This window comes from Candidatus Kryptoniota bacterium, assembly GCA_036567965.1.
Classification (GTDB): Bacteria; Bacteroidota; Ignavibacteria; order Kryptoniales; family JAKASW01; genus JAKASW01.
Window position 1 is genome coordinate 261,340 of the sequence record DATCTN010000030.1, and the last position, 23,674, is coordinate 285,013.

Below are 23,674 nucleotides of genomic sequence, written 5' to 3' on the forward strand. Positions count from 1 at the left end.
GAGTTGAAAGTTCTGTGCCATCATGCTTCACGCCGTTGGCCTTTATCCTGTCGATTGAAATTTGTCCCGATTGTGTACGTAATCAATTCCCCGGTGAGCATTTCTAGATGAACAGAACACTACTCGAATACACGCTCCGGGTTCGTGTTCCGGTTCTTGTCTTTGTCGCGCTTCTCTCTTTGACCGTGACATATTTCGTATCCCGGCCGGCGAGGGAAGGTATCGGTTATGCGCCTATACAACCGATAGCTTTCTCACACAAGCTTCATGCAGGAACAATGAAGATCGATTGCGCCTACTGCCACATCGGCGTCTATCGGTCAAGAATTGCAGTCGTTCCTCCGCCGAGTACTTGCATGAATTGCCACACCATTGCCATGAAGACCCGCCCGGAAATCGTCAAGCTCACGAAGTATTACGAAGAGAATAAGCCGATTCCCTGGCAGCGTGTCCACAAACTTCCCGATTATGTTTATTTTAGCCACAGCTTTCACGTCAACACGGGAATCAGGTGTCAGGATTGTCACGGCAATGTCCAGGATATGGATATTGTTAAACAAGTATCTTCATTTGTCATGTCTGCGTGCCTCGACTGCCACAGGAATGCGGCCACTCGTCTCTCGTATATTCGGAACGTCAAGCCGGGACCGACGTACTGCGCCGCGTGTCATAGATAGGAAGCGAATAAAAATGATAAAATTCGAAAATGTGAAATTAGCTGACGGCCGCCGGAGGAGGAAGATCCTCGGCATCATGGGCCTGGGCACGCTCGGGCTGATTATAATGAACTCGCTTCCGTTCAAAATAATTTCGCGAAGATCCTCAAGAGTTCATGGTGCAAAATCACGAGTTGCTATAAATGAATTGGCTGTGAAACGGAACAAGAAGGTAATCTAAATGGCTGACTCGCAGAAATATGGTCCCGTGAAAGGTCAATTCTACTGGAAGAGTCTCAGGGAATTTCATAACGATCCCGCGACCGTCGAGGCAAAAGCGAATGAATTCATGGCCGGAGTGACGGACGATTTCAAGTTGTCGGGACTCTCTGATATTTCCCGCCGAAAGTTCCTCGCGCTTCTCACTGCTTCCGCTTCATTCGCGGCGGCAAGCTGCTCATCGTACGAGAACAAGGGAGAAGTGATTCCATACAACAAAGAACCCGTAGGAGTCATCCCGGGCGTTGCCAATTACTACGCGTCCACATGCACAGGCTGCAAGAACGCGTGCGGCATACTTGTCAAGACCAGGGAAGGCCGCCCGATCAAGATCAATGGGAACGATGAGCATCCGGTTAACAAGGGAAAGATTTGTGCCCGCGGTCAGGCCTCCATCCTCAATCTTTACGATCCTGAGAGGATCAAGGATCCTCAGAAGAAATCCGGCGGATCATTTTCGACATTGTCATGGACGTCTGCTGACGAAGAGATAATTCATGCTTTGAGAAACGCTTCGTCGGCGGGAAAAGAAATAGCTATCATTGCCCATACATTTTTGTCACCGAGCGGCAAAGACATCCTCGACCAGTTCGTCGATAAATATCGCACCACGAAACTCTACTCGTACGAGCTCTTCAACGACGTAAACCGGCAGGTGGCCTGGCTAAGATCGTACAACTCAGGTGACTTTCCATTGATAGCCTGGGACAAGGCAAAATTAATCCTCACACTCGAGGCCGACATTCTCGGCAACGAAGGGCATACAATCGAGCAGACGAGATTGTTTGCTTCAACCAGGAACAAAGGGGACCTTCCAAACTTCAGTCGCCTCGTGTCGGCCGAATCAGGCATGAGCATCACCGGGATGAATGCGGATATTCGCCTTCGACTCAAGCCCGCACTACAATACGAATTTGTGCTCGCCCTGCTGAATGAATTTGTCGTTCAAAAACAGATTTCAAGATTCGCTTTGGACAAGAATATCGTCGGCGCACTTCAAGGACATTCAATCAATGCCTTTGCGGCAGAAAACGGGATTGACGGTAGCACACTCGATAGTATTGTCGGCTACATGACTAAATACAGGAGCACCTCCATCGTTTATGCCGGTGACCGGCTTCCCGAACCCGTCCATGTGGCGGTCAATTTGCTGAATGAGGTTCTTGGAAGTACTTCGCTCTATAGAACGGATCAATCTCGCGTCACGGTAGGACGTTATTCGACCCCCGACGAGCTAAAGGGGCTCGTTTCCAAAATGAATGACGGAAACGTTGGAGCAGTTATCCATTATGAAACGAATCCTGTTTTTCATTTTCCGCAAGACCTTGGATATTCTACCGCCCTGGGCAAAGTCCCCGCTGTTGTTACAATGGCTCAGGCCGAGAATGAATCTTCAGCAGTCAGTGATTGGGTCCTCCCTACAACACACGATCTTGAGTCATGGAACGATTTCAAAACGAGGACAGGGTTCCGTAGTCTTCAGCAACCTGTGATATATCCGTTGTTCCAGTCGCGACAAAAAGAAGCCGTGTTGCTTACATGGATTTCCGGAAACAGCGCAACGTACCGGGACGCAATTTACCACGACTATCTGATGAACTCATGGGAGAAGAAGATATATCCTTCGCTGAAACTCGCCGTTGATTTCAAGACTTTCTGGTACAGCGCGCTTCACGATGGTGTAAGTGTTGACATTGACAGGCCGCAACCGACTGGTACTTTCAAAACTGAATCGTTCACCTCTCTTAAAGCCGCGCCAAACGATAACGGGTACTCCGTGGTCCTGGCGGAAAGCTACCTGCTCGGTGACGGACGATTTGCGAATAACGGTTGGCTGCAGGAGCTTCCTCATCCTGTGACCAAAGTTGTCTGGGACAATTATGCCGCGATTTCACCGACGAGTGCGAAGCAGCTCGGTGTCGACTATAATGATTTGATTGAGGTGCTGGTTGACGGACGCGAAGTTAAACTCCCAGTCTTCGTCCAGCCGGGGATGGCCGACAAATTGATTGCTGTTGAACTTGGTTACGGGAGGAAGAAGGCGGGGACTGTCGGTTCTGACGTCGGGGTGAATGCACTCGAGCTGGTGAGTTTTGTCGCTTCCTTCAGTCCGTGGATATACACCGGGGCAAAGATCACCAAGTCCGGTGAAAGTTATCCTCTTATCACGACGATGGAGCACAATTTCATTGAAGAGCCGATGACGCGAGAGATGCAATCGAGCCGCGGCATTATCCGCGAAGGCACTGTCGAGGAATTTGAGAAGGATCCGGGCTTCATCCGTAAAGAGCGCGAAGAGGCGAAACCGACAACGATATACAAGAATTTCAATTACAACGATATCAAGTGGGCGATGTCCATCGACTTGAACAAGTGCACCGGATGCAGCGCTTGTGTTATTTCATGTAACGTCGAAAACAATATTCCTGTCGTCGGCAAGGACCAGGTGGCAGTGAGTCGCGAGATGCAATGGCTCAGGATAGACCGCTACTACTCGGGTGACCCGGTTATTCCGAAGATTAGTTTGCAGCCGATGCTTTGCCAGCAATGCGACGACGCTCCCTGTGAGAACGTCTGTCCAGTTGGCGCGACCACTCACAGTCCCGACGGTCTGAACATGATGGTTTACAACAGGTGCGTGGGCACACGGTATTGCTCCAACAACTGTCCGTACAAGGTCAGGCGATTCAACTTTTTTAATTTCAGAAAACATTATGAGGGCGGCTACTTTGAAATGGAGCCCGCGCCTTTGGTGAGTAATCCTGAAGTCACCGTCCGCACGCGCGGTGTCATGGAGAAATGCACTTTCTGTGTTCAGCGGATCGTCGAGGGACGCCAGGAAGCCCTGCAGGACGGGCGCACGTTCAAGGGAAGTGACGTCATCACAGCATGCCAGGAAGCATGTCCCGCTGATGCGATCGTGTTCGGTGATGCTAACGACAAGTCCTCCGAAGTAGCCAAGATGCGCGAACATCCGCTGGGTTATTATGTTCTCGAACAGCTGGACACCAAGCCCAACGTCACCTACCTGGCAAAGCTCAAGAATATCTGACCGGAGACCAATCTTGGATGTAGTCGACTACACTAAATCGCCGCCGCTTGTAGAAGGGAATCCAACTCTCGCCCAGCTGGATGATTCCGTCGCAAGACCCATGGAGAAACGGCCGTCGAAAAAGTTTTACGCCGCGCTTGCGGTTACTTTGTCGATGCTCCTGACGGGCGGAGTTGCGCTTGCCTACACATTCTATTACGGCATAGGAATGTGGGGGAATAACATTCCGGTAGGATGGGCTTTCGACATAACAAATTTCGTGTTCTGGATCGGAATAGGACATGCTGGTACACTGATATCGGCGATCCTGTTCTTGTTCAGACAAAGATGGCGGACCGCAATCGCGCGAACCGCGGAAGCGATGACGATCTTTGCCGTCATGTGCGCAGGAATCTTCCCGGTCATTCACCTGGGACGTCCGTGGTACATGCCTTTCGTGTTCCCTTATCCCAATCAGCACGGAGTCTGGATAAATTTCAATTCGCCGCTCGTCTGGGACGTGTTCGCCGTTTCCACTTACTTCACAGTGTCGTTGATGTTCTGGTACGTCGGATTGATACCTGATCTCGCGACGATGCGCGATAGGACCGCGAGCAAGATAAAGAAGACGATTTATTCGATACTGAGTCTCGGCTGGAGATTTTCGAACAGGCATTGGCAGCATTACGAGAAAGTGTACGTGATTCTTGCCGGACTCGCCACGCCGCTCGTCCTCTCTGTACACAGCATCGTGAGTTTCGATTTTGCCGTCTCGATATTGCCGGGATGGCACACGACTATTTTCCCGCCGTACTTTGTCGCCGGAGCAATCTTTTCTGGATTCGGAATGGTAATGACTGTTTTGATAATTGTCCGAAAAGTATTCGACCTCGAGCATATCATAACCAAAGATCACCTCGACAAGATGGCGAAAGTCACATTGCTCACAAGCATGATGGTTGCTTATGCGTATCTGCTTGAGCCGTTTATCGCTTGGTACAGCGGCGACCCGGTGGACTGGTATCTCGTTATCGCACGCGCGACGGGGCATTACGCGGTTGGTTTCTGGGTGACGATGGCCTGCAATGTTTTTATCCCACAGCTTTTCTGGTTCAAGAAAGTGAGAAGGTCGGTCCCCGTCCTCTTCGTGATCTCGCTCCTTATCAATGTCGGCATGTGGCTCGAGAGATATATAATCATCGTGACGTCCCTTTATAGAGACTTCCTTCCTTCGTCATGGCACATTTACACGCCGACGATTTTTGACTTCGGGATTCTAATCGGTAGTTTCGGATTGTTCTTCACGCTCGTTTTGCTTTTCTCACGAACTCTTCCTGTAATCTCCATGTCTGAAATAAAAGGTGTCACAGAATCGGCTCATCCCGCCGCACAACATAACGGTGCCGGACATGAGTGAGAGGAAATTATACGGCATAACCGCACTCTTCAACGAGCCCGGTAAAGTGCTTGCCGCGTCGAAAGCGGTTGCGGGTGAAGGGTACAAGAAGTTCGATACGTACACCCCGTACCCGATTCATGGACTTGACAATGCGATGAAATTGAAACCGTCCCGAATCGGCGTGGTGACGTTCGTCCTGTCAATGATTGGTGTCGTATCACTTCTACTTTTCACCTGGTGGACAAATTCAGTCGATTATCCTCTCTGGGTGGGAGGGAAACCGTATTTTGCGTGGCCGTCTTACGTGCCGCTCATGTTCGAGATGGGAGTTTTATTCAGCGCCGTGTCGACAGTGATTGCTTTGCTTGCGATCTGGCTCGGATTGCCGCGCAACAGTCACCCACTGCAAGATACGGAGTTTCTGAAACGCGTCTCAGACGACAGTTTTGGCGTCTGCATCGAGGCTGCCGATCCGAAATTCGACGAGAGGAAAACCCGGGCACTCCTCGAAAGCCTCGGCGCTCTGAAAGTTGAAATTGCGTTTTATGATGTGAAGACAATTTCCCTCAAGGAAGCTGTCCTCGATCCGAAGTTCATAGCGGCAATCATAATCGTGGCCATCGCCTCTTCCGGCGCAGCATATTTCGGACTTAATAAGATGCTCCTCATGCGGCCGTGGAGCTCGCTCAACGACCAGGAAAAAGTCAATCCTGAAACGCGGAGCGCTTTCTACCAGGACGGTTTCGGAATGAGGCCGCCGGTTGATGGCACCGTGGCGAGGAACCAGATGCCGTATGAGTTTACCAATGATCTCGTCTCCGCAGGGAAATATATAAAGAATCCTATTCTTCCGACCTCGCATGTGATGGAAGTGGGACAAAGAGACTTCAACACGTATTGCAGTCCATGTCACGGTTATTTCGCCGAGGGTGACAGCCGCCTTCAAGGCCAGTTCCCAAATCCGCCGAGTCTGCAATCCGATAGTCTAAGGCTTGCTCCTGACGGACTTTTTTATGAAGTCATAACGAATGGCTACCAGGGAGTGATGCCAGCATACTCGAGACAGATCCCGAGAGACGAGCGCTGGGCGATAATCTGGTACATCCGCGCCCTTCAAAAGGCAAATCATGCGGAGGGAGCGAGCACGAAATGAATATTTCAGATCGATCTTCTTCTCAAAATCCCGTCAGGGTTCCCGCATCTTATTCGAAAATCGGTCAGGTTCTATTGTTCGTCGGCATCGTTCTGACTGTCGTCTCGTTTGTCTCAAACCTGAAACACGCGTTCTTCGGATTGATTATGACATTGACCTACGTGACGACGATTGGAATCGGCGCTTTTTTCTGGGTTGGAGTGGAGTATGTGAGCTCGGCAATCTGGAGTACCCCGATGAGGAGACCATTTGAATTCCTGGCGGGCGTGATACCTTACTTGATTTTCCTTGCACTCCCGCTTCTATTCAATATCGGGACTGTCTTCGAGTGGGCCCACCGAGGAGCGTTCAAAAGTGATCCGTCGATGCTTCTCAGGGCTCCTTATCTTAACGTCCCGTTTTTTGTCGTTCGAGCTGTCATCGTTTTTGCGGTCTGGCTTCTGTTTTACTTTCTGGTAATACGCAACTCAAAACTACAGGACAAATCCCGGGACCAGAACCTGACAACCAAGAATATCAGGCTGTCTGCCGCTTTCATGCCGATCTTTGCGTTGACGATCACGGTTTTTGCTATCGACTGGTTGATGAGCCTTGTACCTGATTGGTTCTCGACAATTTTTGGAGTCTATCTCTTTGCGGGCTCCGCGGTCGCATCGATGGCGTTTGCAACTCTCCTTATCGTTTTGTTAAATGAAAAAAATAATTTTCCGGTTAAGCTGACTCCCGATCATTATTACAACCTGGGCGCGCTTCTATTTGCGTTCTTAAATTTTTGGGCGTATATAGGTTTCAGCCAGTTCATGCTGCAATGGTACGGGAATCTGAGGGAAGAGACGTTGTGGTTCATACCGAGAATCCACGGCAGCTGGGCGATTGTATCCATCGTGCTTGTATTGTTCCAATTCATAGTGCCGTTCTTCGCGCTCATTACGCGCGATTCAAAGATGAATCCGAAGCGGCTTGTGTTCATGTCCATCTGGCTTCTCGTCGCGCACGCAATCGACATTTACTGGATGGTAATGCCTGTATACAATACCTCTTCGGCGACCTTCGGTTGGAGTGAAATTGCTTTCCCGGTCCTTTCGGTTGGAATAATTCTCACTGTTTTCGGACTGAAAGGACGGAAGAATAACCTCGTTCCGGTGGGCGATCCGAAGCTGAAGAGGGGGCTGGAGTTTCATATTTGAGAAAGCAGGACAGCAGGTCAAATGGTCAGCAGCAAATACGAAATTGATAATGGATCGATGATGAAAAAGGAAGAACCAGAGTGAGCATCGAGAACAGGGAACATGAAGCCGAGCGCGAGAGGCAGTCAGTCTTTGTTAGGAAAGTTTGGCTCTCACCTCTTTTCTATGTTTACTTCTTGAGCGTGTTGACGGCGCTCGGGATGCTGTACATCCACCGTGAAAATATGGTGAACCGTAATTCTATTTCGCCCGATATCGCCGTCGATTCATTATACAACGCGCCCATCGACAGCATGCCTCCCGGTCCAGCAAGCTCGGGTACCAAGATCGACTTGTCCACTCTCCTCCAACCATCCAAGCCCCAGCTTGATAAGGGCGGACAACTATTCAAGGTCGATTGCTCGCCTTGCCATGGACTCGGTGGAAAGGGGGATGGTCCGGCGTCTGCATCTTTAAATCCCAAGCCGCGTGATTTCCAGTCGAGCACCGGGTGGAAAAACGGACGACTTCTCTCGCAGATGTTCAAAACCGTTTCGGAGGGTATTCCGGGAAGTGCGATGGTTTCCTTTGCGGGAAGCCTTCCCGCAAGCGACCGGCTCGCAATCATCGATTATATCAGATCTTCCTTCGGAGAATTTCCGAAAGATACGCCTGAGCAGCTCGAAGCTATGAACAAGACTTACCACCTCGAAAAGGTTCAGGCTCCGGCTATTCACATAACCGTAAACGACGCCGTGAGGCAAATCGAAGAAAGTGCGATCCCACAGGTTCGGACTGCGACCGCTGTAATGGCGTACGTCTCTGTACATCCGGCTGACGACGGCAGCAAGATATTCAATGGAGTTGTAGCTGACAAACGACGAGCCCTCGACATGCTGGCCGGCTCCGGGTTCTGGAGCAAAAGTCAGTCTGATTTTGTTAACATAGTTACACAAGATGCGGTACAGAATGGATTCGATCCGAAGGTTGCACAACTTAATACACAGCAGATGCAGATTCTCTACAATTATCTCAAAGCCCTTTTTTCAAATCAAAATCTTTCTGGAAGTCAAGATGCGAAAGGTTAAGTCCGGAACCATTCCCCAACTTTCTGCTGTCGTGGTCCTCACGATACTTTTCAACGGCATGTCGGTATTTGCCGAGGTGCCGCCCAAGCATACTGAAGTTGGGATCGATGAGAAACTCGGGGAGACAATTCCGCTTAATCTCTCATTTACTGACGAGCGCGGCCAGGCAATAACTCTCCGTCAGATCGCTGATGGAAAACCGCTCATCATCGACATGGCATACTACACATGTCCCGGGATTTGCGACAATGTGCTCGCAGGGCTGGCGGATGTCCTCGACAGGGTAAACGCTGAACCCGGAAAGGACTACCGAGTCGCAACAATCAGTTTCGATCCGGATGATAAACCGGACGTCGCTTCCGCTAAGAAGGAACAATACTGGGGACTCATGAAGAGATCTTTTCCTTCAAGCGATTGGAGATTTCTTACTGGCGACAGCGCTACGATTCACACGTTGACAAACGCTCTGGGGTTCTACTTCAAGCGGGATGAGCACTTGAAGTTCACGCATCCCACAGCACTGATCGTGGTGGACAAGGAAGGCAAACTCATCAGGTATATCCAGGGAACCACGTTCACGCCTGTAGACTTAAAGATGGCACTGATGGAAGCGAACGCGGGCACGCCAGAGAAGATCATAAGCAGTGTCCTGGCCGTTTGCTTCAGTCACGATCCGCAGAGCAACCAGCTCGTTTTCAACATAATGCAGATAGTCGGAGTGAGCACCCTCGTGTTTCTGGCAGGGTTTATCATCTTCCTGAAATCAAAAAAGAAAGTTGGAAGGACCAAGGTGTTAAGTTAATGGCAGATGTAGCATTACGCCCTCAGGACGTTGCGGAAGGATATCTTAGGAACGAGGGGAAGAGAAAGGGAATCGCCGCCTGGATTTTTTCCACAGATCATAAGCGAATTGGAATTCTCTATCTGATTTCACTCTTCACATTCTTCAGCGTCGGCGTGATCCTCGGAGTCCTGATGAGACTCGAGATGCTTCAGCCGGGTGGTAAACTTTTCGACGCGCAGGATTACAACGCCCTCTTCACTCTCCATGGCGTGATCATGATATTCCTGTTCGTGATCCCCGGGATACCTGCCACGCTTGGAAACTTCTTCCTTCCCCTCCAGATCGGCGCGAGAGATGTTGCTTTTCCGAGGTTGAATCTTTTATCGTGGTACCTGTATGTAACAGGCGCCATTGTAATTCTCCTTTCACTATTTCAGCACGGTCTTCCCGATACAGGCTGGACATTTTACATTCCATACAGTGTGCGAACCGGCACCGATGTCACAATGGCGGTATTTGGTGTGTTCATTCTTGGATTCTCGTCGATACTGACCGGGATGAATTTCCTGACAACGATCCACCGGCTGCGAGCTCCGGGAATGACGTTCTTCAAGATGCCGCTGTTTGTCTGGGCATTGTATGCCACAGCCTGGATCCAGGTGATAGCGACTCCGGTTCTGGCTATCACTCTCCTGCTCATTATTGTCGAAAGGATTTTTGGCGTCGGAATATTCGACCCCTCAAAAGGCGGAGATCCGGTACTGTACCAGCATATGTTCTGGATATACTCTCACCCGGCGGTATACATAATGATCCTTCCGCCGATGGGTGTCGTCTCTGAAATAATCGCGACATTTTCTCACAGAACGATTTTCGGATACAAGATGGTCGCGATGTCGAGTCTCGCGATAGCCTTTATAGGTTATCTCGTATGGGGCCACCACATGTTCATTGCAGGTATGACGACAACCGCCGATTTCGTCTTCTCGCTTCTTACCTTTCTGGTCGCGATTCCCAGCGGGATCAAAGTATTTAACTGGGTCGCGACGATGTACAAGGGTTCGATCGATCTGCAGCCGCCCTTTCTCTATACGATGGCGTTCGTGTTCCTCTTTTCGATCGGAGGATTGACCGGGCTCGTGCTCGGCTCGCTCGCAACGGACCAGCACGTAACCGCCACTTATTTTGTCGTCGGGCATTTCCATTATATAATCTTCGGCGGCGGCGTGTTCATCTTTTTCGGCGCGTTGCATTACTGGCTCCCGAAAATGTTTGGCAGGATGTACAGCAGGAAGATCGCGAACTGGGCTCTCGGGATCCTGTTCGTTGGATTCAATATGCTCTATTTCCCGATGCTGGTTCTCGGTTACGAGGGAATGCCGCGGAGATATTTTACATATCTCATCCAGTACGAAACATGGCAGCGGATTTCGGTCGTCGGCTCGTGGATACTCGTCACCGGACTGATACTCATGTTCGTGAATCTCATCCACGGGATCTTCCGCGGAGAGAGATGCGGCGATAACCCATGGGGTGGTACAACTCTCGAGTGGACGATCCCGTCGCCGCCGCCGACTGAAAACTTCGAGCATATTCCGGTGATTACACATGAACCCTATTATCATCCGGAGGCGGACAATTGAGCCAGCTTAGTGAATCGATTCACCCTGCCGTCGCTCACGAGGCGCATCATAAAGATATCGAAGGCGCAAAAATGGGGATGTGGCTCTTCCTCCTGACAGAGCTGCTCCTTTTCGCGGGGCTGTTCCTCGTATATTCCGTCTACCGATATCTCCACTCGGCAGATTTTCACAAAGCAGGACTCGAAACTCACACTCTGCTCGGCACGCTGAACACAATGGTGCTTCTCACCAGCAGTTTAACCATGGTCCTCTCGATTGCCGCTATTCAGCGCGGGAAGAAATGGCTGTCGGCAGGATTCCTGTCATCGACCATTCTCCTTGGCTTCGTGTTTCTGATCGTAAAATATTTCGAGTGGACATCCGAAATTGCGAAGGGCATCTATCCCGCGTCGCCGGTTCTGTTGAGCAGGAGTAACGGCGAGATTCTCTTTTTCGGTCTCTACTACACGATGACGGGTCTTCACGGACTTCATGTAATCGCCGGGATGATAGTGCTGAGCTTCATGCTTGTATTCCTGCTCAGGAACAAGATCACCAGCAACGATTTCATTAAACTCGAGAACGCAGGATTATACTGGCACCTTGTCGATATCATCTGGATTTTCCTTTTCCCACTTTTCTATTTGATCAACTGAGGATTGTGAATGGAATCTCACGAAACCAAGAAGCATTCTGAACCAATTAATTATGGAACATACATTCTCGTGTGGCTCGCCCTCATCGCGCTTACCGCTACGACGGCGGTCGTCTCAGGAATAAATCTCGCCGCATTCACTGTCGTCGTGGCACTTCTGATCGCTTTATCGAAAGCCTCACTTGTGGTGAATATTTTTATGCATATAAAATTTGAGGAGAAGATATTCAAAGTATTTCTTGCCATTGCCGGATTCACCTTGATTGTGATTTTCTCTCTCACGTTTTCTGATATGTTTTTCAGGAGGTGAGGCCCTAATGCTTCCGGATGCACAACACCACGCCCTCGCTGTAGACGATATCATGAAGTTTATCGTGGTGACGGACGTGATACTCCTGGTACTCGTCGTGGGCGTAATGCTTTATTTCGCGTACAAGTACAACAAGAAGCGACACCCACGCGCCGTAAACATCCGAGAGAATGTACCACTCGAAGTAATCTGGACTGTCGTTCCGATCGGACTGGTCATGGTGATGTTCTATTTCGGTTGGGAGGGGTATCTGCAGACGCTGATAGTCCCGAGTAACGCCATGCCGGTGAAAGTCATCGCGAGACAGTGGAACTGGAGTTTCCAGTATGAAAACGGGAAGACCTCCGATACACTTTATCTCCCTCAAGGTCGTCCGGTCAAGTTCCTCATGACTTCCCTCGACGTCATCCATGGATTTTATATACCTGCTTTTCGTGAGAAACAAGATGTCCTCCCGGGACGGGTCAGGGAAATGGTGTTGTATCCCGAGGAGACCGGGACATACGAGATCACATGCAGCATGTACTGCGGGCTCAACCACGCATTAATGGCCACGAAAATGGTCGTGATGCCTGCGGGCCAGTTTGACAAATGGATAATAAAGGGCGTACCTCAAACTCCTGTCGTAAATGCAGCGGCAGGTAAGTAGGCGATGAGCGTGGCAGAACCCAATCAGCGAGCGATCGCAGATACGATCGAGCGTGATTACAATACGAGAACTATCGTTGCCAATTCGCTCTTAAGTTCAGGAAGACTGCGCGAGCTTGTCGATGCGTTTCTTGAGCTGATAAAAATCAGGATCACTTTTTTCGTCGGAATGTCGGCGATGTTCGGATACATTCTGGCTTCGAGCAGTTTTTCGCTCTCGTTCATCCTGCCGGTGCTCGGAATTTTTATCCTGTCGTGTGGTTCGGCCGTATTGAACCACTACCAGGAAAGACACACGGACTCTCTAATGCACCGCACGAGCAGGCGTCCTCTGCCCGCTGGAACCGTCAGACCTTCGGTGGCTCTCTGGCTAACTATTGTGCTCGCGGTTTCGGGGAGCGCGCTTGTGTACGCGACTTCAAACCTCCCCGCTCTTGGCTTTTCGCTCATGGCGTTTCTCTGGTACAACGCCATATACACGCCTCTGAAAAAAGTGACCGCCTTCGCGGTCATCCCCGGTTCTCTTGTCGGGTCTCTTCCGGTGATCGCCGGCTGGGCGGCGGCTGGAGGAAATGTCGTCGACGGCAGACTCCTCTCTGTTGCGAGCTTCTTCTTTGTCTGGCAGATTCCTCATTTCTGGCTCCTCATGGATATTTACCAGACCGATTACGAGCGCGCAGGCTTCCCGGTGATCGGCAAGTACCTGAGCAAATCTGCATTTGGGATCCTCACATTCGCCTCGATCATCGTTCTCGTGGCGTCCTCCGCCGCGTTCGTCATCTCAGGGTTGACCGGAGGTCCGGTTGTCGCACTTGCTCTCGCTTCTCTTGGTGCCTGGCTTGTTAAGGGAACGTATCAAATCGTTCCCGGAAAGGGAGACAAACGGATCGACAAGACGGCATTCCTTAAAATTAATATTTATGTCCTCGCTGTGACACTGATCGTAATGATCGACAAAGTTTTGAGGTTCATATAATGGCGGAGGTTCGGTCTAAATGAATTTTCTTTCGCGACTCGTCATTCCAGAATCAACAGAACATCTGGCACTTCTTCGATACCTTCTCGTCGTCGTTTCGATCTTGATCGTCACGTATTCGAGTATAGCACTAATCGCATCGACTGCTTCGGCCGTTCTCGATTCATACGGGCGAAGGAAGGGGCATGGAACGTTTTCGAGATTCGCACGCGATCTCGCCGACCTGGCTGCTCCAGGGCCGGGAGTAGTGATCTCACTCGCAGTAATTCCACTCATCACAATTATTCTGGCGTACACCCAGCTCTTTTCCGGAACTGATATCGGGATCCCGCTCTTCCTGACAGCGGCGGCAGTATTTTATTTTACGGGGTTTTACTTCTTGGTTTCTTACAAGAAGTCTTTTCACCTGGACTCCATCTACAACGCCTACGGAAAATTAGCAGGTTCTCACAGGAACGAAATTGACAGCAATGTAGCGGACGACTTCGAGGCGTTTGGGCGGAAGGCGGCCTCCGCACGCATGAGGGCGGGCCGGAGGGCGGCAATACTATTATGGATCGCTACATGGATATTCGTCGGCTCAGTTCGATATGCATTTCATCCGTCGGGGTGGGCATCGTCGGAATTCGTGACGATCCTTTTGTCGGGCGGAACATTTGTGAGTCTCCTTAACTATCTCGTATCCGCCCTCCTGATTGCAAGCGCTTCGGTCCTTTTCTTCTTCTTCAAATGGGAGAAAGGGATAGCGATTTCGGCGGACGAAGAGTACAGATCTTTCGTGAAAAGGTTGGTGCTTCCTGTCGGGCTTGTTGCCGTTGCGCTGGAGCCGGTTCTGATTTTCTTCGACATCCGGAGTCTCCCGCAGACAGGCATATCGTCTGCAACTTTCGGGCTGGCCGGAGTATCGCTGCTGTTAGCCTTCATCCTGCTCCATCTTTTTTATTCTATGATCAAAGAGTCGGATGTCAACGTCGGCCATTACATATTCGTGGGAGTCATATTGATGGTGGTCATCTGGGCAGCCAAAGACGAAATAGCTCTCAGTTACGCTACAAGGAATCATGATCAGGTGCTTGGTCAGAGATATGAGACGATGCTGGCGGAGCTGAATCCTGAGACGGCAGCACCAGTAGTTAGCGGGGAAGACATTTATAGCGGCCGCTGCAGCGCATGTCATAGATTCGATATCAGGCTTGTCGGACCACCGTACAACCAGACTCTTCCGAATTTTGTTGGGAAGATGGATTCACTCGAAGATTTTATCATGAACCCGCGCCAGGTTGTGGCGGGATATCCGCCCATGCCGAACCAGGGCTTGAAGCCGGCCGAAGTCAAGGCGGTCGCGGAATATATTATGGGCGTTTATCTGAAATCACATCCGCAAGCTGCGGGCAAGGATACGACAAAGGCTAAGATCTAAGGCCAAACGATGAGCCGACAGATTGATTTCGTCTGCCGGACGAGATGATATTAGTACAGGAGGAGAGGAAAAATGAAAACTATCCGATTTGTCATTGCGTTGTTCTTTCTTTTATTAGGGAATGACTTGACCTTTGGCCAATCCGGTTCGATCTCAGGCACAGTGAAGTTCACAGGCACTTTGCCGGAGATGAAACCTTACAAAGTAACATACAACATTGACGTCTGCGGCGGAGACAAGTCGCTCGACAGGCTCATCGTGGGAAGCGACAGCGGAGTCCAATATGCCTTGATCCACATCGAGGGTCTTGCCGGGAAGAAGGAAACTGTGTCTCCTTCCAAATATGTCGTCGACCAATCGGACTGTGAATACGCTCCTCATCTTCTTCTTGTCGATCATGGGGACAAGTTCACAGTAGCCAACAGCGATCCGCTGTTCCATAACGTTCACGTTTATTTCGCAGAGAATCATGCATCTGCGTTTAATATTGCAGAGCCCGTGAAGGGAATGAAGGTAGTTCAGCGCGTCAAGAAGCCGGGCATGTACCTGCTCGAATGCGATGTCCACCCGTGGATGAACTGTTATGTCTACGTTGGTGGTGACGGCTATGCAGCCATAACAGACACATCCGGAAAATTCACGATACCCAACGTTCCTCCGGGCAAATACAAGATTACAATGTGGCATGAAGGGTGGGACACCAAGATTTCAGCGGGGAAGCCCGAATTCTCCGAACCTGTGGAGGTCACGCAAGATGTTACGGTAGTAGCGGGAAAGACCGCGACTGCAGATTTTTCTTTGAAATAAGAGTTAAGCGGTACACGGCGACAGTGGGTAAATAGCGAGTAGTCGCCGAATCAAGAAAAAGCCGGAGTGAAGATGAAACGTCCATACACGAGTCTTCTGATCAATGCGCTAAGTGCGATCGCATTCTTGTCCGTCCTGCCGGGAAAGTCCGATGCGATCCCTCTATTCGCAAGGAAGTACCATGTAAGTTGTTTCAGATGTCATTCAGCCCCGCCGGTCCTCAACGACTTTGGAAGACGTTTCCAGATAAACGGATACCAGCTTCCTGGCACAGACGAGTCGGAACCCATATGGGCACAAGAACCCCTGTCGCTTTCGTTCGTCTTTTATCCTTCATTCGTTTATGCGCACCAGGTGACGACTGTCGGCACGACCGAGACAACTTCTGACAAGCTGGCATTTGAGCCGAGTGGTCTTGATCTGTTTACCGCAGGAACGATAGCGAAACACCTGAGTTATTTTCTCGCTGCTCCGATCGGTATAAGCGGACCGGGCCAGTTCTCTCCTTCGATCGAGACTATGAGTATCATGTTCAACAATCTTCTCGGGCCGGATGGGGAAAGCAATCTCAACTTCAGGTTCGGCAGATACAGGCTTTTCAATACTTTTCCCGACAATACATCTCTGGTCGAGTCGGCTGACTACCTGATATACGATTACGAGCCGGTGACGCCGCTCCAGGGGTCGCTGCTCCTATCGGAGCCTCAATGGGCGGCGTCTGTCTACGGATTTTTCCCGCAGCTTGTCGACGGTTTAAGATATGAGGCGGCTATAAGCAACGGAACCTCGGGTGACATTTCACTCAAGGACAACGAGGCAGCATTCCTGATGCTTGAACAGACTGCATATGTCGATAATGCTCCGTTCCGGCTCGGCGTCTTCTATTACGGCGGGAAGCAAATGCTTATCGACAGCACTTCGAACAAACTGAGCAGGGCGGGCGTGGCCGTCGAAATCAACGACCCCTGGACAAAGAGATTTGATCTGTCGTTTGAATATGCCTCAGGGTCAGACGACAACGTAGCTGGATTGAAACAGACTTTCACGGGAGGATTCACAGGCTTGAACGTGTTGATCGTTCCCGAGAAGTTTTTCATTTACGGGAGGTATGACTTCACAAGTGTCAAAGAGACTACTGAGAAGCAAAACCAATATACCGGCGGTCTGAGATACCATTTTGCCGCCAATGTTGGCGCGTATCTGGAAGTGAGTCTGCTCGACGACAAGACGCCGTCTGCTGCGACTGATATCAAGTCGACTCAGCTGACGCTCGGCACGATGGTCGGATTCTAAGGAGGATGAGACATGATGAACCACATTGAGAGAAAGGTAGTAGCGGCAGTTGCGGCCTTTGTCCTGGCGGCGGCCTTCTATGCCTGTTCGTCGAGCGGCAGCGCTTCCGGCGTGGCAAGCGTCGAACGGGGAAAAGAAGTGTACCATGAAGCATGCGCGCCGTGCCACGGCAATGACGGCGACGGGAATGGCCCCGTGTCGGTCTCACTCCGGACGAAACCGCGTGATTTCAATAAGGGTATCTATAAATTTCGGAGTACCGCTTCCGGACAGCTTCCCACAGACTACGATCTCCTGAGGATCATTAATTCAGGTATCTACCACACCGCGATGCCTTCGTTCAACCAGATGAGCGTGACCGACCAGTATTCAGTCGTACAGTATTTGAAATCACTTTCACCGATGTTCAGCGACTCGAGCCAGTATCCTCTCGACACAGTAGAAGTAACGGAGCCGGTCCCATACACCTATTCAAGCATCGAGGAGGGGCGGCAGGTGTATCTCACTATGCATTGCTGGGCCTGTCACGGCGCAGCCGGAGAAGGAGACGGGCCATCGGCACCCACAGTCACGGATGACGAGGGAAACCATATCGAGCCGACAAACCTCACTAATCCGTGGGACCTGAAAGTCGCGAGGACTCCTGAAAAAATATACCTGGTTCTCAGCACCGGCATAAACGGTACTCCGATGCCCTCCTTCTCCCAGATTCTCAGCGATCACGACAGGTGGAACCTGGCAAACTATGTGTACTCGCTGTCGCACGCTGACAGATATTATGACGGGAAGCAGACCTCCGATTTGAAATAACCAGCGGCTTGAGATTCTAGAGTTGCGCGATGATCGACATGAGGAGACGTGAAAAATTCTTGTCGACCCTTCTGCCGATGTCCGTCACTTCCTTATGCAAGAGTTTTTGCGGCCTGATGCCGGTACTATAATTGGTCAGGCAGCTTATCCCCATTACTTCCATTCCTGCGTATCTCGCGAACATAGCCTCGTGAATGGTCGACATCCCGATAGCATCGCCGCCGATTTGCCTGTAGAACTTCACCTCAGCCTCGGTTTCGTACGTCGGTCCGGTCAACCCGATGTACGTACCCCGTTCAAGCGGGACGCCCGTTTCTAGCGACGCCTTCGAAGCAATTTGAATAAGTCTCCGATCGTAAACCGGATTCAAGTTGGTTACCGGTACCTGAAGATCAGCAAGGACGCTTCCCGACGTAAGGTTTATCTGATCGTCGATCAACATAAGGCTGCCGGGTGAAAAAGTGGTTTTGAGTATTCCGGCGGCATTTGTCAGGATAATTCTCTTTATTCCGAGCAGATGAGACACGATCGCCGTGACAGACGCGTCGATCGTCGACACTGTCTCGTAATAGTGAACGCGCCCGCTGAAAACAAGAATCCTTCGTCTCCCAAGATACGCACTCACGATTTCACCCCTGTGTCCTGGTACGCTGGAGGCCGGGTAGCCGGGAATGTGCGCGGTACTCAGTGCGAACTTCTTTTCGAGGTGATTCGTGAAGCCGCCCAGTCCGCTCCCGAGGACGACGGCGATGTCAAAAATTCTTGTCCGGCTGACCGGGTCTCGCCTGAAGAAGTGCTCACCTATGAAATCTGCCTGTTGCGAGAAGGGAAGTTCCATTACTTCTCCTTTTCATACGGAATGCCATCGGCCGCGGGTGCAACTGCTTTTCCGATAAATCCCGCGAGGACAACGATGGTGGCCACGTAAGGGATCATTTGTATGAATTGTGTCGGGAGGCCCGCGCCTTGAAGCTGGATCTGCAGACTCTCGGCAAATCCGAAAAGGAGGCAGGCGGCTGCCGCACCGAGCGGGTTCCACTTTCCCACGATCATCGCCGCGAGAGCTATGAATCCGCGCCCCGCAGACATGCCGTCTGTAAACGAACGCTGGTCGAATGCAAGCCATGCCCCCGATAATCCTGCCAGCAGACCGCTTATCATGACGCCGTAGTACCTGTAACGTGGTACGCTTATCCCGACTGTGTCTGCCGCTTCAGGATTTTCTCCGACCGATCTGAGCCGCAAGCCGAATCTTGATCTGAAGATTATAAAGTGGCTGGCAATCACGGCGAGTATCGTAAATATCACAAGCGGATTTCCGAAAAGCCCGGAGATCTCGGGTGAGGCGCTGCCGAAAGGAAGAGAAATGACGGGAAGGCCCGCGATCCTGTCCGAATTGCTCGAGCTGTGAAAAATTATTTGGAGCACGAACTTCGTGATACCGACCGCGAACAAGTTGATGGCAACTCCGGATATTATTTGGTCTGCCTTGATGTTGATCGAGATTATCGCATGGAGCAGGGAGGTGAGAAGGCCTCCGGCCAGTCCGCAGGCGATCCCGAAAAGAGGGCTGCCTGTATAATAAGTCCCAACGGTAGCACTGAAGGCGCCGTTAAGCATAATTCCTTCAAGCGCGATGTTCGTCACTCCGCCTCGCTCGCTGTAAACTCCGCCGAGCGACGCGAGCGCATAAGGTACAGTGATCCTCACCGTCTGGGCGAGAAACGCGAGTGAAAGAATCTGGCTTATCATGAGCTACAGTTGTGAATCCTTAATCTGATTTTCGAATCAAAGACCGATGTACCGTAATTCATATTTTAGAATTCAAAATCTAAAACTCTTCATCTTTCATTCAGTCGGCGCAATCTTGCGCTTCTTCAGGATATCGACGAGAGTATTCCGGAAGATCTTGTTGGACGATATTACGAATATGATTACGATTGCCTGCAGGATGCTGACAAGCTCCTTCGGGACCATCGTGTTTATAACGAGCCCGCCATAGTCGAGCATGCCAAAGAGAAGTGCGGCGAGAATAACACCGTAAGGATTGTTAAGTCCGAGAAGCGCAACCGCAATCCCCATAAACCCGATCCCGCTTGAAAATCCTTCTTCGTAATAGTATTTATATCCCATGACGAAATTTGTGCCGACAAGTCCGGCGATCGCGCCGCCAATCGTCATGCTGAGGATAATATTCCTGGAGACACTGATCCCGCCGTACTCCGCGGCTTTCGGATTCAAGCCGACGACCCGGAGCTCATAACCTTTTCTTGTCCTGTTGACATAATAGGACACGAAAACCGCGGCCAGCAGAGCAATTATTATTGAAAAGTTTACAGGCGATCCCTCGAAGCCGGTCAAGAATTTATCGAATCGTGGAAGGGTTCCCGCGGGAGATATCGGCGGTGTGTGAACGGTTGCCGGGACGTTGTACACGTTCGTCACGAAATAACTCACGAGAGCGGCCGCTATGAAGTTAAGCATGATCGTATTGATGACTTCGTGTGCCCCTGCTTTTGCCTTCAGATAACCCGGTATGAATCCCCAAACTCCGCCGCCGACCAGACCCGCAAGGATGAGCAGGGGAACTTCAAGGACGGCGGGCACTCCGAATGTTTTCATCCCGACTAATGCAGTCAGGAACGCTCCCATCTGAAGTTGTCCTTCCGCTCCGATATTGAAGAGTCCTGCCTTGAAACAGACCGCGACCGAAAGTCCCGCGAAGATGAGAGGTGTCGTCTTGAAGAGGAGCTGACCGATTCCGTACGAACTTCCGAGAGTTTGAGAGAAGAGAACGGAATACACTTCGATCGGATTCTTGCCGACACCGACGATGAAAATTGCGCCGACCGCGAATGAGAGTATAACCGCCAGCAGCGGAATCAAAAAATTCTGAGTGAGCGGATGTTCAAGCAGGGATCTTTTCGTCATTGCCTTTCGATCCAGTCATATATAATCCAAGCTCGCTCTCCTGAACTTTATTGTCAGGGAATATCCTTGTGATCTTCCCGCCGTACATGACGGCTATTCTATCCGACAAACCGAGTATCTCGTTGAGATCTGCCGACACGAGGAGTATTGCAATTCCCGCGTCTCGCGAGGCGATCAGAGTTCTGTGAATGAATTCGATACCACCGATGTCGACTCCGCGCGTCGGTTGACTGGCGATGATTACCTTCGCGTTCCGTGAAAGCTCGCGCGCGATTATCACTTTCTGCTGGTTTCCTCCTGAAAGTCCGCGCGTGTGAACCTCGGGGTCGGGCGGCCGGATGTCGTATCTTTCGATCAAGTTTCTGGCGTTTTCTTTTATCTTCGCCCGGTCGAGAGAAAAAGGTCCACCGAACTGCGGCCGATTATGTAATCCGAGAATCAGATTTTCGCAGATCGACATGTCGATGACGAGTCCTCGTTTTATCCGGTCTTCGGGAACATGAGCGATTCCATTTTCGAATACTTCACGCACTGTATGAGATGAAATCTCCGTCCCGTCAAGCATTATAGAACCTGTCGCGGGCTTGCTTAGTCCCGCGATACATTCGATGAGCTGCGATTGGCCGTTCCCTTCGACGCCGGCGATGCCGAGGATCTCTCCCGATGCAACCTCGAAAGAAACGTCCGAAAGAACGGATACGCCGCGCCGGTCGACGAAGCTCAGATTCCTCACCTGGAGTGCCGGCTTTGATTTCTTAGCCGCGCCTTTCTCCACCCGAAGTAGAACTGGCCTGCCCACCATTAACTGCGCGATTTCCTGCGGGTTAGTTCTTGCTGTCTCGAGCTCGCCAACCATCCTTCCTTTCCTCATTACCGAAATGCGGTCGCTTATTTCCATCACTTCATTGAGCTTGTGCGTGATGAGAATGATCGTTTTCCCCTCATCTCTTAATCCACGAAGGATCTTGAATAGCTGGGTAGACTCCTGCGGCGTCAGGACAGCAGTCGGTTCGTCAAGTATGAGCACTTCCGCCTTGCGATAGATCGCCTTAAGTATTTCCACTCTTTGCTGGACTCCGACACCGACATGCTCGACTCTTTCATCGAGCGGAACATGCAGTGAAAATTTTTCGGCAATTGCTTCGACCTTGGAAGCCGATTTCTTCAGGTCCATGAGTAAATGCCGCGTTGTCTCCATACCGAGTACGATGTTCTCAAGAACCGTCAGAGTCGGAACGAGCATGAAGTGCTGGTGGACCATTCCGATCCCGAGCTTTATGGAATCGTGAGGCGATCTGATCACCACCTTCTTCCCGTGCACCATGATGCTGCCGGAGTCGGGCTGGTACAAGCCGTATAGAGTTTCCATCAGCGTGGTCTTGCCCGCTCCGTTTTCTCCGACAAGAGCATGTATCGAACCCGCGACGACTCTCAGCGTAACGTCGTCGTTGGCGACCGTGCGCGCGAAGCGCTTCGTGATGTCGAGTAGTTCTATGGCGTAGGGCATTGGGATGACTAGCAATCAGAAATCAGCAGTCAGCAGTCAGCAATCAGCTATCAGCGGTTAGCTATTAGTAGTGGCTATTGGCTAAAAGCTAAAAAACTAATTGCTGCAGGCTGATCTACTCAATCGGCACTTTTATTTTTCCGTTTATGATGTCCTGTCTGAGCGATTCGACCTTGTCGTAAACGCTCTGCGGAATGAGCGGCTTGTTGTTCTCATCGTACACGAAACCGATCCCGTCGTCAGCCAGTCCGAAAACGTCAGCCCTACCTCCGTCAAACTTGCCCTGCTTCCATTCCTTGATGATGTCGAATACGGCTATGTTGCCTTTCTTTACCATGCTTGTAAGGACATACCCCGGCGCTTCTTTCCACTGGTCCATATCGACGCCGATCGCGAACTTTTTCATATCCTTTGCCGCTACAAAGACACCGAGACCTGTCACTCCGGAAGCATGATAGATAATGTCAGCGCCCTGGGAATACTGGCTGAGGGCAAGCTCTTTACCCTTGGCGGGATTCTTAAACGCGTCGCCCGTGACTCCGGCATATCCGACGATTGTCTTTGCACGGGGGTTCACATACTTTACGCCGGCTTCGTAACCTGCCTGAAATTTCTTAATCAGCGGCGATTCCATCCCTCCTACAAACCCGACAGTATTCGTCTTCGTGATAAGTCCGGCGAGCGCGCCGACAAGGAACGATCCTTCTTCCTCGCGGAACTCTATCGCGATCAGATTGGGAGGAAGCGTCTTCGTCGGATCATAAGAATAATCGATGCATGCAAATTTCTTATCGAGAAAATCTTTCGCAACGTTCGTGATGTCGTCGGTAAATATGAATCCGACTCCAAATATGAGTCCGATACTTTTCTGACTCGCCAGTTGACGAAGTGCGGACTCACGGTCTGAACCGCCGCTCGGCTCGATATACTGATACTGGACGCCGAGACTGTCTTTTGCGGTCTGCAACCCGAGATACGCCGCGTCGTTGAACGACTTGTCACCTCTACCGCCTACATCGAAAACGAGGCCGACTTCGCTGTTAGGCGTTGCGCTGGGTTGCCCTTTGCCACAGGATTGAAGAAGAAGAGCGGGAGTGAAAAGTGCCATCATGATAAAGGTCAATTTAGTCATTCTCTCT

At 50.8% G+C, this 23,674-nt stretch carries 22 protein-coding genes; 17 read left to right on the forward strand and 5 right to left on the reverse strand.

What is annotated here, in order from left to right; translation table 11 throughout:
- Positions 1–107: 107 nt before the first annotated feature.
- From VIS48_14810 to VIS48_14890, 17 genes are all read left to right on the forward strand, one after another.
- Complete coding sequence (locus VIS48_14810; GenBank protein ID HEY9167422.1) at positions 108–677, forward strand: cytochrome c3 family protein; 570 nt, start codon at positions 108–110, stop codon at positions 675–677.
- A gap of 13 nt (positions 678–690) precedes the next feature.
- On the forward strand, positions 691–897 hold the full coding sequence (locus VIS48_14815; protein HEY9167423.1) for a hypothetical protein: 207 nt from the start codon (positions 691–693) through the stop codon (positions 895–897).
- Positions 898–3,987, forward strand: coding sequence for a TAT-variant-translocated molybdopterin oxidoreductase (locus VIS48_14820; GenBank protein HEY9167424.1), 3,090 nt, complete (start codon positions 898–900; stop codon positions 3,985–3,987).
- A 13-nt stretch (positions 3,988–4,000) separates the two neighbouring features.
- Positions 4,001–5,383: an NrfD/PsrC family molybdoenzyme membrane anchor subunit gene (nrfD, locus tag VIS48_14825; GenBank protein ID HEY9167425.1), complete on the forward strand. Its 1,383-nt coding sequence runs from the start codon at positions 4,001–4,003 to the stop codon at positions 5,381–5,383.
- Entirely contained in the window at positions 5,376–6,518 is a 1,143-nt protein-coding gene (locus tag VIS48_14830) for a quinol:electron acceptor oxidoreductase subunit ActD (GenBank protein HEY9167426.1), read from the forward strand. The genes nrfD and VIS48_14830 overlap by 8 nt, the downstream gene beginning before the upstream one ends.
- Positions 6,515–7,705, forward strand: a complete 1,191-nt coding sequence (locus VIS48_14835; GenBank protein ID HEY9167427.1) for a quinol:cytochrome C oxidoreductase — start codon at positions 6,515–6,517, stop codon at positions 7,703–7,705. The genes VIS48_14830 and VIS48_14835 overlap by 4 nt, the downstream gene beginning before the upstream one ends.
- A gap of 80 nt (positions 7,706–7,785) precedes the next feature.
- Positions 7,786–8,772 (forward strand): cytochrome c, encoded by a 987-nt coding sequence (locus VIS48_14840; GenBank protein HEY9167428.1) that lies wholly within the window; start codon positions 7,786–7,788, stop codon positions 8,770–8,772.
- Positions 8,759–9,574, forward strand: coding sequence for an SCO family protein (locus tag VIS48_14845; GenBank protein ID HEY9167429.1), 816 nt, complete (start codon positions 8,759–8,761; stop codon positions 9,572–9,574). Before VIS48_14840 ends, VIS48_14845 begins: the two co-directional genes overlap by 14 nt.
- Positions 9,574–11,199 carry a cbb3-type cytochrome c oxidase subunit I gene (locus tag VIS48_14850; protein ID HEY9167430.1) on the forward strand — a complete coding sequence of 542 codons (1,626 nt, stop codon included), beginning with the start codon at positions 9,574–9,576 and terminating at the stop codon, positions 11,197–11,199. Before VIS48_14845 ends, VIS48_14850 begins: the two co-directional genes overlap by 1 nt.
- Entirely contained in the window at positions 11,196–11,834 is a 639-nt protein-coding gene (locus VIS48_14855; protein HEY9167431.1) for a cytochrome c oxidase subunit 3, read from the forward strand. Before VIS48_14850 ends, VIS48_14855 begins: the two co-directional genes overlap by 4 nt.
- 9 nt (positions 11,835–11,843) lie before the next feature.
- Positions 11,844–12,143, forward strand: a complete 300-nt coding sequence (locus tag VIS48_14860) for a cytochrome C oxidase subunit IV family protein (GenBank protein ID HEY9167432.1) — start codon at positions 11,844–11,846, stop codon at positions 12,141–12,143.
- A gap of 7 nt (positions 12,144–12,150) precedes the next feature.
- Positions 12,151–12,792, forward strand: a complete 642-nt coding sequence (gene coxB / locus VIS48_14865; protein HEY9167433.1) for a cytochrome c oxidase subunit II — start codon at positions 12,151–12,153, stop codon at positions 12,790–12,792.
- Between the two features lie 9 nt (positions 12,793–12,801).
- On the forward strand, positions 12,802–13,767 hold the full coding sequence (locus VIS48_14870) for a protoheme IX farnesyltransferase (protein ID HEY9167434.1): 966 nt from the start codon (positions 12,802–12,804) through the stop codon (positions 13,765–13,767).
- Between the two features lie 19 nt (positions 13,768–13,786).
- Positions 13,787–15,187 (forward strand): cytochrome c, encoded by a 1,401-nt coding sequence (locus VIS48_14875; GenBank protein ID HEY9167435.1) that lies wholly within the window; start codon positions 13,787–13,789, stop codon positions 15,185–15,187.
- Between the two features lie 72 nt (positions 15,188–15,259).
- A complete protein-coding gene (locus VIS48_14880) occupies positions 15,260–15,994 on the forward strand; it encodes a carboxypeptidase regulatory-like domain-containing protein (GenBank protein ID HEY9167436.1) in 735 nt (244 codons plus the stop codon).
- A gap of 72 nt (positions 15,995–16,066) precedes the next feature.
- On the forward strand, positions 16,067–17,287 hold the full coding sequence (locus VIS48_14885) for a hypothetical protein (protein ID HEY9167437.1): 1,221 nt from the start codon (positions 16,067–16,069) through the stop codon (positions 17,285–17,287).
- A 12-nt stretch (positions 17,288–17,299) separates the two neighbouring features.
- Entirely contained in the window at positions 17,300–18,097 is a 798-nt protein-coding gene (locus tag VIS48_14890; GenBank protein ID HEY9167438.1) for a cytochrome c, read from the forward strand.
- A gap of 16 nt (positions 18,098–18,113) precedes the next feature.
- Here VIS48_14890 and VIS48_14895 read toward each other — a convergent pair whose 3' ends face one another.
- The 5 genes from VIS48_14895 to VIS48_14915 form a co-directional block, all read right to left on the reverse strand.
- Positions 18,114–18,935, reverse strand: coding sequence for a purine-nucleoside phosphorylase (locus VIS48_14895; GenBank protein HEY9167439.1), 822 nt, complete (start codon positions 18,933–18,935; stop codon positions 18,114–18,116).
- Entirely contained in the window at positions 18,935–19,849 is a 915-nt protein-coding gene (locus VIS48_14900) for an ABC transporter permease (GenBank protein ID HEY9167440.1), read from the reverse strand. Before VIS48_14900 ends, VIS48_14895 begins: the two co-directional genes overlap by 1 nt.
- A gap of 96 nt (positions 19,850–19,945) precedes the next feature.
- Positions 19,946–21,028: an ABC transporter permease gene (locus tag VIS48_14905; GenBank protein HEY9167441.1), complete on the reverse strand. Its 1,083-nt coding sequence runs from the start codon at positions 21,026–21,028 to the stop codon at positions 19,946–19,948.
- Positions 21,006–22,550: an ABC transporter ATP-binding protein gene (locus VIS48_14910; protein ID HEY9167442.1), complete on the reverse strand. Its 1,545-nt coding sequence runs from the start codon at positions 22,548–22,550 to the stop codon at positions 21,006–21,008. Before VIS48_14910 ends, VIS48_14905 begins: the two co-directional genes overlap by 23 nt.
- Before the next feature lie 100 nt (positions 22,551–22,650).
- Positions 22,651–23,667: a BMP family ABC transporter substrate-binding protein gene (locus tag VIS48_14915; GenBank protein ID HEY9167443.1), complete on the reverse strand. Its 1,017-nt coding sequence runs from the start codon at positions 23,665–23,667 to the stop codon at positions 22,651–22,653.
- Positions 23,668–23,674 lie beyond the last annotated feature (7 nt).

Coding starts and splice junctions, on each gene's coding strand:
- VIS48_14810 (HEY9167422.1), top strand. CDS start 108: ATGAACAGAACACTACTCGAATACACGCTCCGGGTTCGTGTTCCGGTT.
- VIS48_14815 (HEY9167423.1), top strand. CDS start 691: ATGATAAAATTCGAAAATGTGAAATTAGCTGACGGCCGCCGGAGGAGG.
- VIS48_14820 (HEY9167424.1), top strand. CDS start 898: ATGGCTGACTCGCAGAAATATGGTCCCGTGAAAGGTCAATTCTACTGG.
- VIS48_14830 (HEY9167426.1), top strand. CDS start 5,376: ATGAGTGAGAGGAAATTATACGGCATAACCGCACTCTTCAACGAGCCC.
- VIS48_14835 (HEY9167427.1), top strand. CDS start 6,515: ATGAATATTTCAGATCGATCTTCTTCTCAAAATCCCGTCAGGGTTCCC.
- VIS48_14845 (HEY9167429.1), top strand. CDS start 8,759: ATGCGAAAGGTTAAGTCCGGAACCATTCCCCAACTTTCTGCTGTCGTG.
- VIS48_14850 (HEY9167430.1), top strand. CDS start 9,574: ATGGCAGATGTAGCATTACGCCCTCAGGACGTTGCGGAAGGATATCTT.
- VIS48_14860 (HEY9167432.1), top strand. CDS start 11,844: ATGGAATCTCACGAAACCAAGAAGCATTCTGAACCAATTAATTATGGA.
- coxB (HEY9167433.1), top strand. CDS start 12,151: ATGCTTCCGGATGCACAACACCACGCCCTCGCTGTAGACGATATCATG.
- VIS48_14875 (HEY9167435.1), top strand. CDS start 13,787: ATGAATTTTCTTTCGCGACTCGTCATTCCAGAATCAACAGAACATCTG.
- VIS48_14880 (HEY9167436.1), top strand. CDS start 15,260: ATGAAAACTATCCGATTTGTCATTGCGTTGTTCTTTCTTTTATTAGGG.
- VIS48_14885 (HEY9167437.1), top strand. CDS start 16,067: ATGAAACGTCCATACACGAGTCTTCTGATCAATGCGCTAAGTGCGATC.
- VIS48_14890 (HEY9167438.1), top strand. CDS start 17,300: ATGATGAACCACATTGAGAGAAAGGTAGTAGCGGCAGTTGCGGCCTTT.
- VIS48_14895 (HEY9167439.1), bottom strand. CDS start 18,935: ATGGAACTTCCCTTCTCGCAACAGGCAGATTTCATAGGTGAGCACTTC.
- VIS48_14900 (HEY9167440.1), bottom strand. CDS start 19,849: ATGATAAGCCAGATTCTTTCACTCGCGTTTCTCGCCCAGACGGTGAGG.
- VIS48_14905 (HEY9167441.1), bottom strand. CDS start 21,028: ATGACGAAAAGATCCCTGCTTGAACATCCGCTCACTCAGAATTTTTTG.
- VIS48_14915 (HEY9167443.1), bottom strand. CDS start 23,667: ATGACTAAATTGACCTTTATCATGATGGCACTTTTCACTCCCGCTCTT.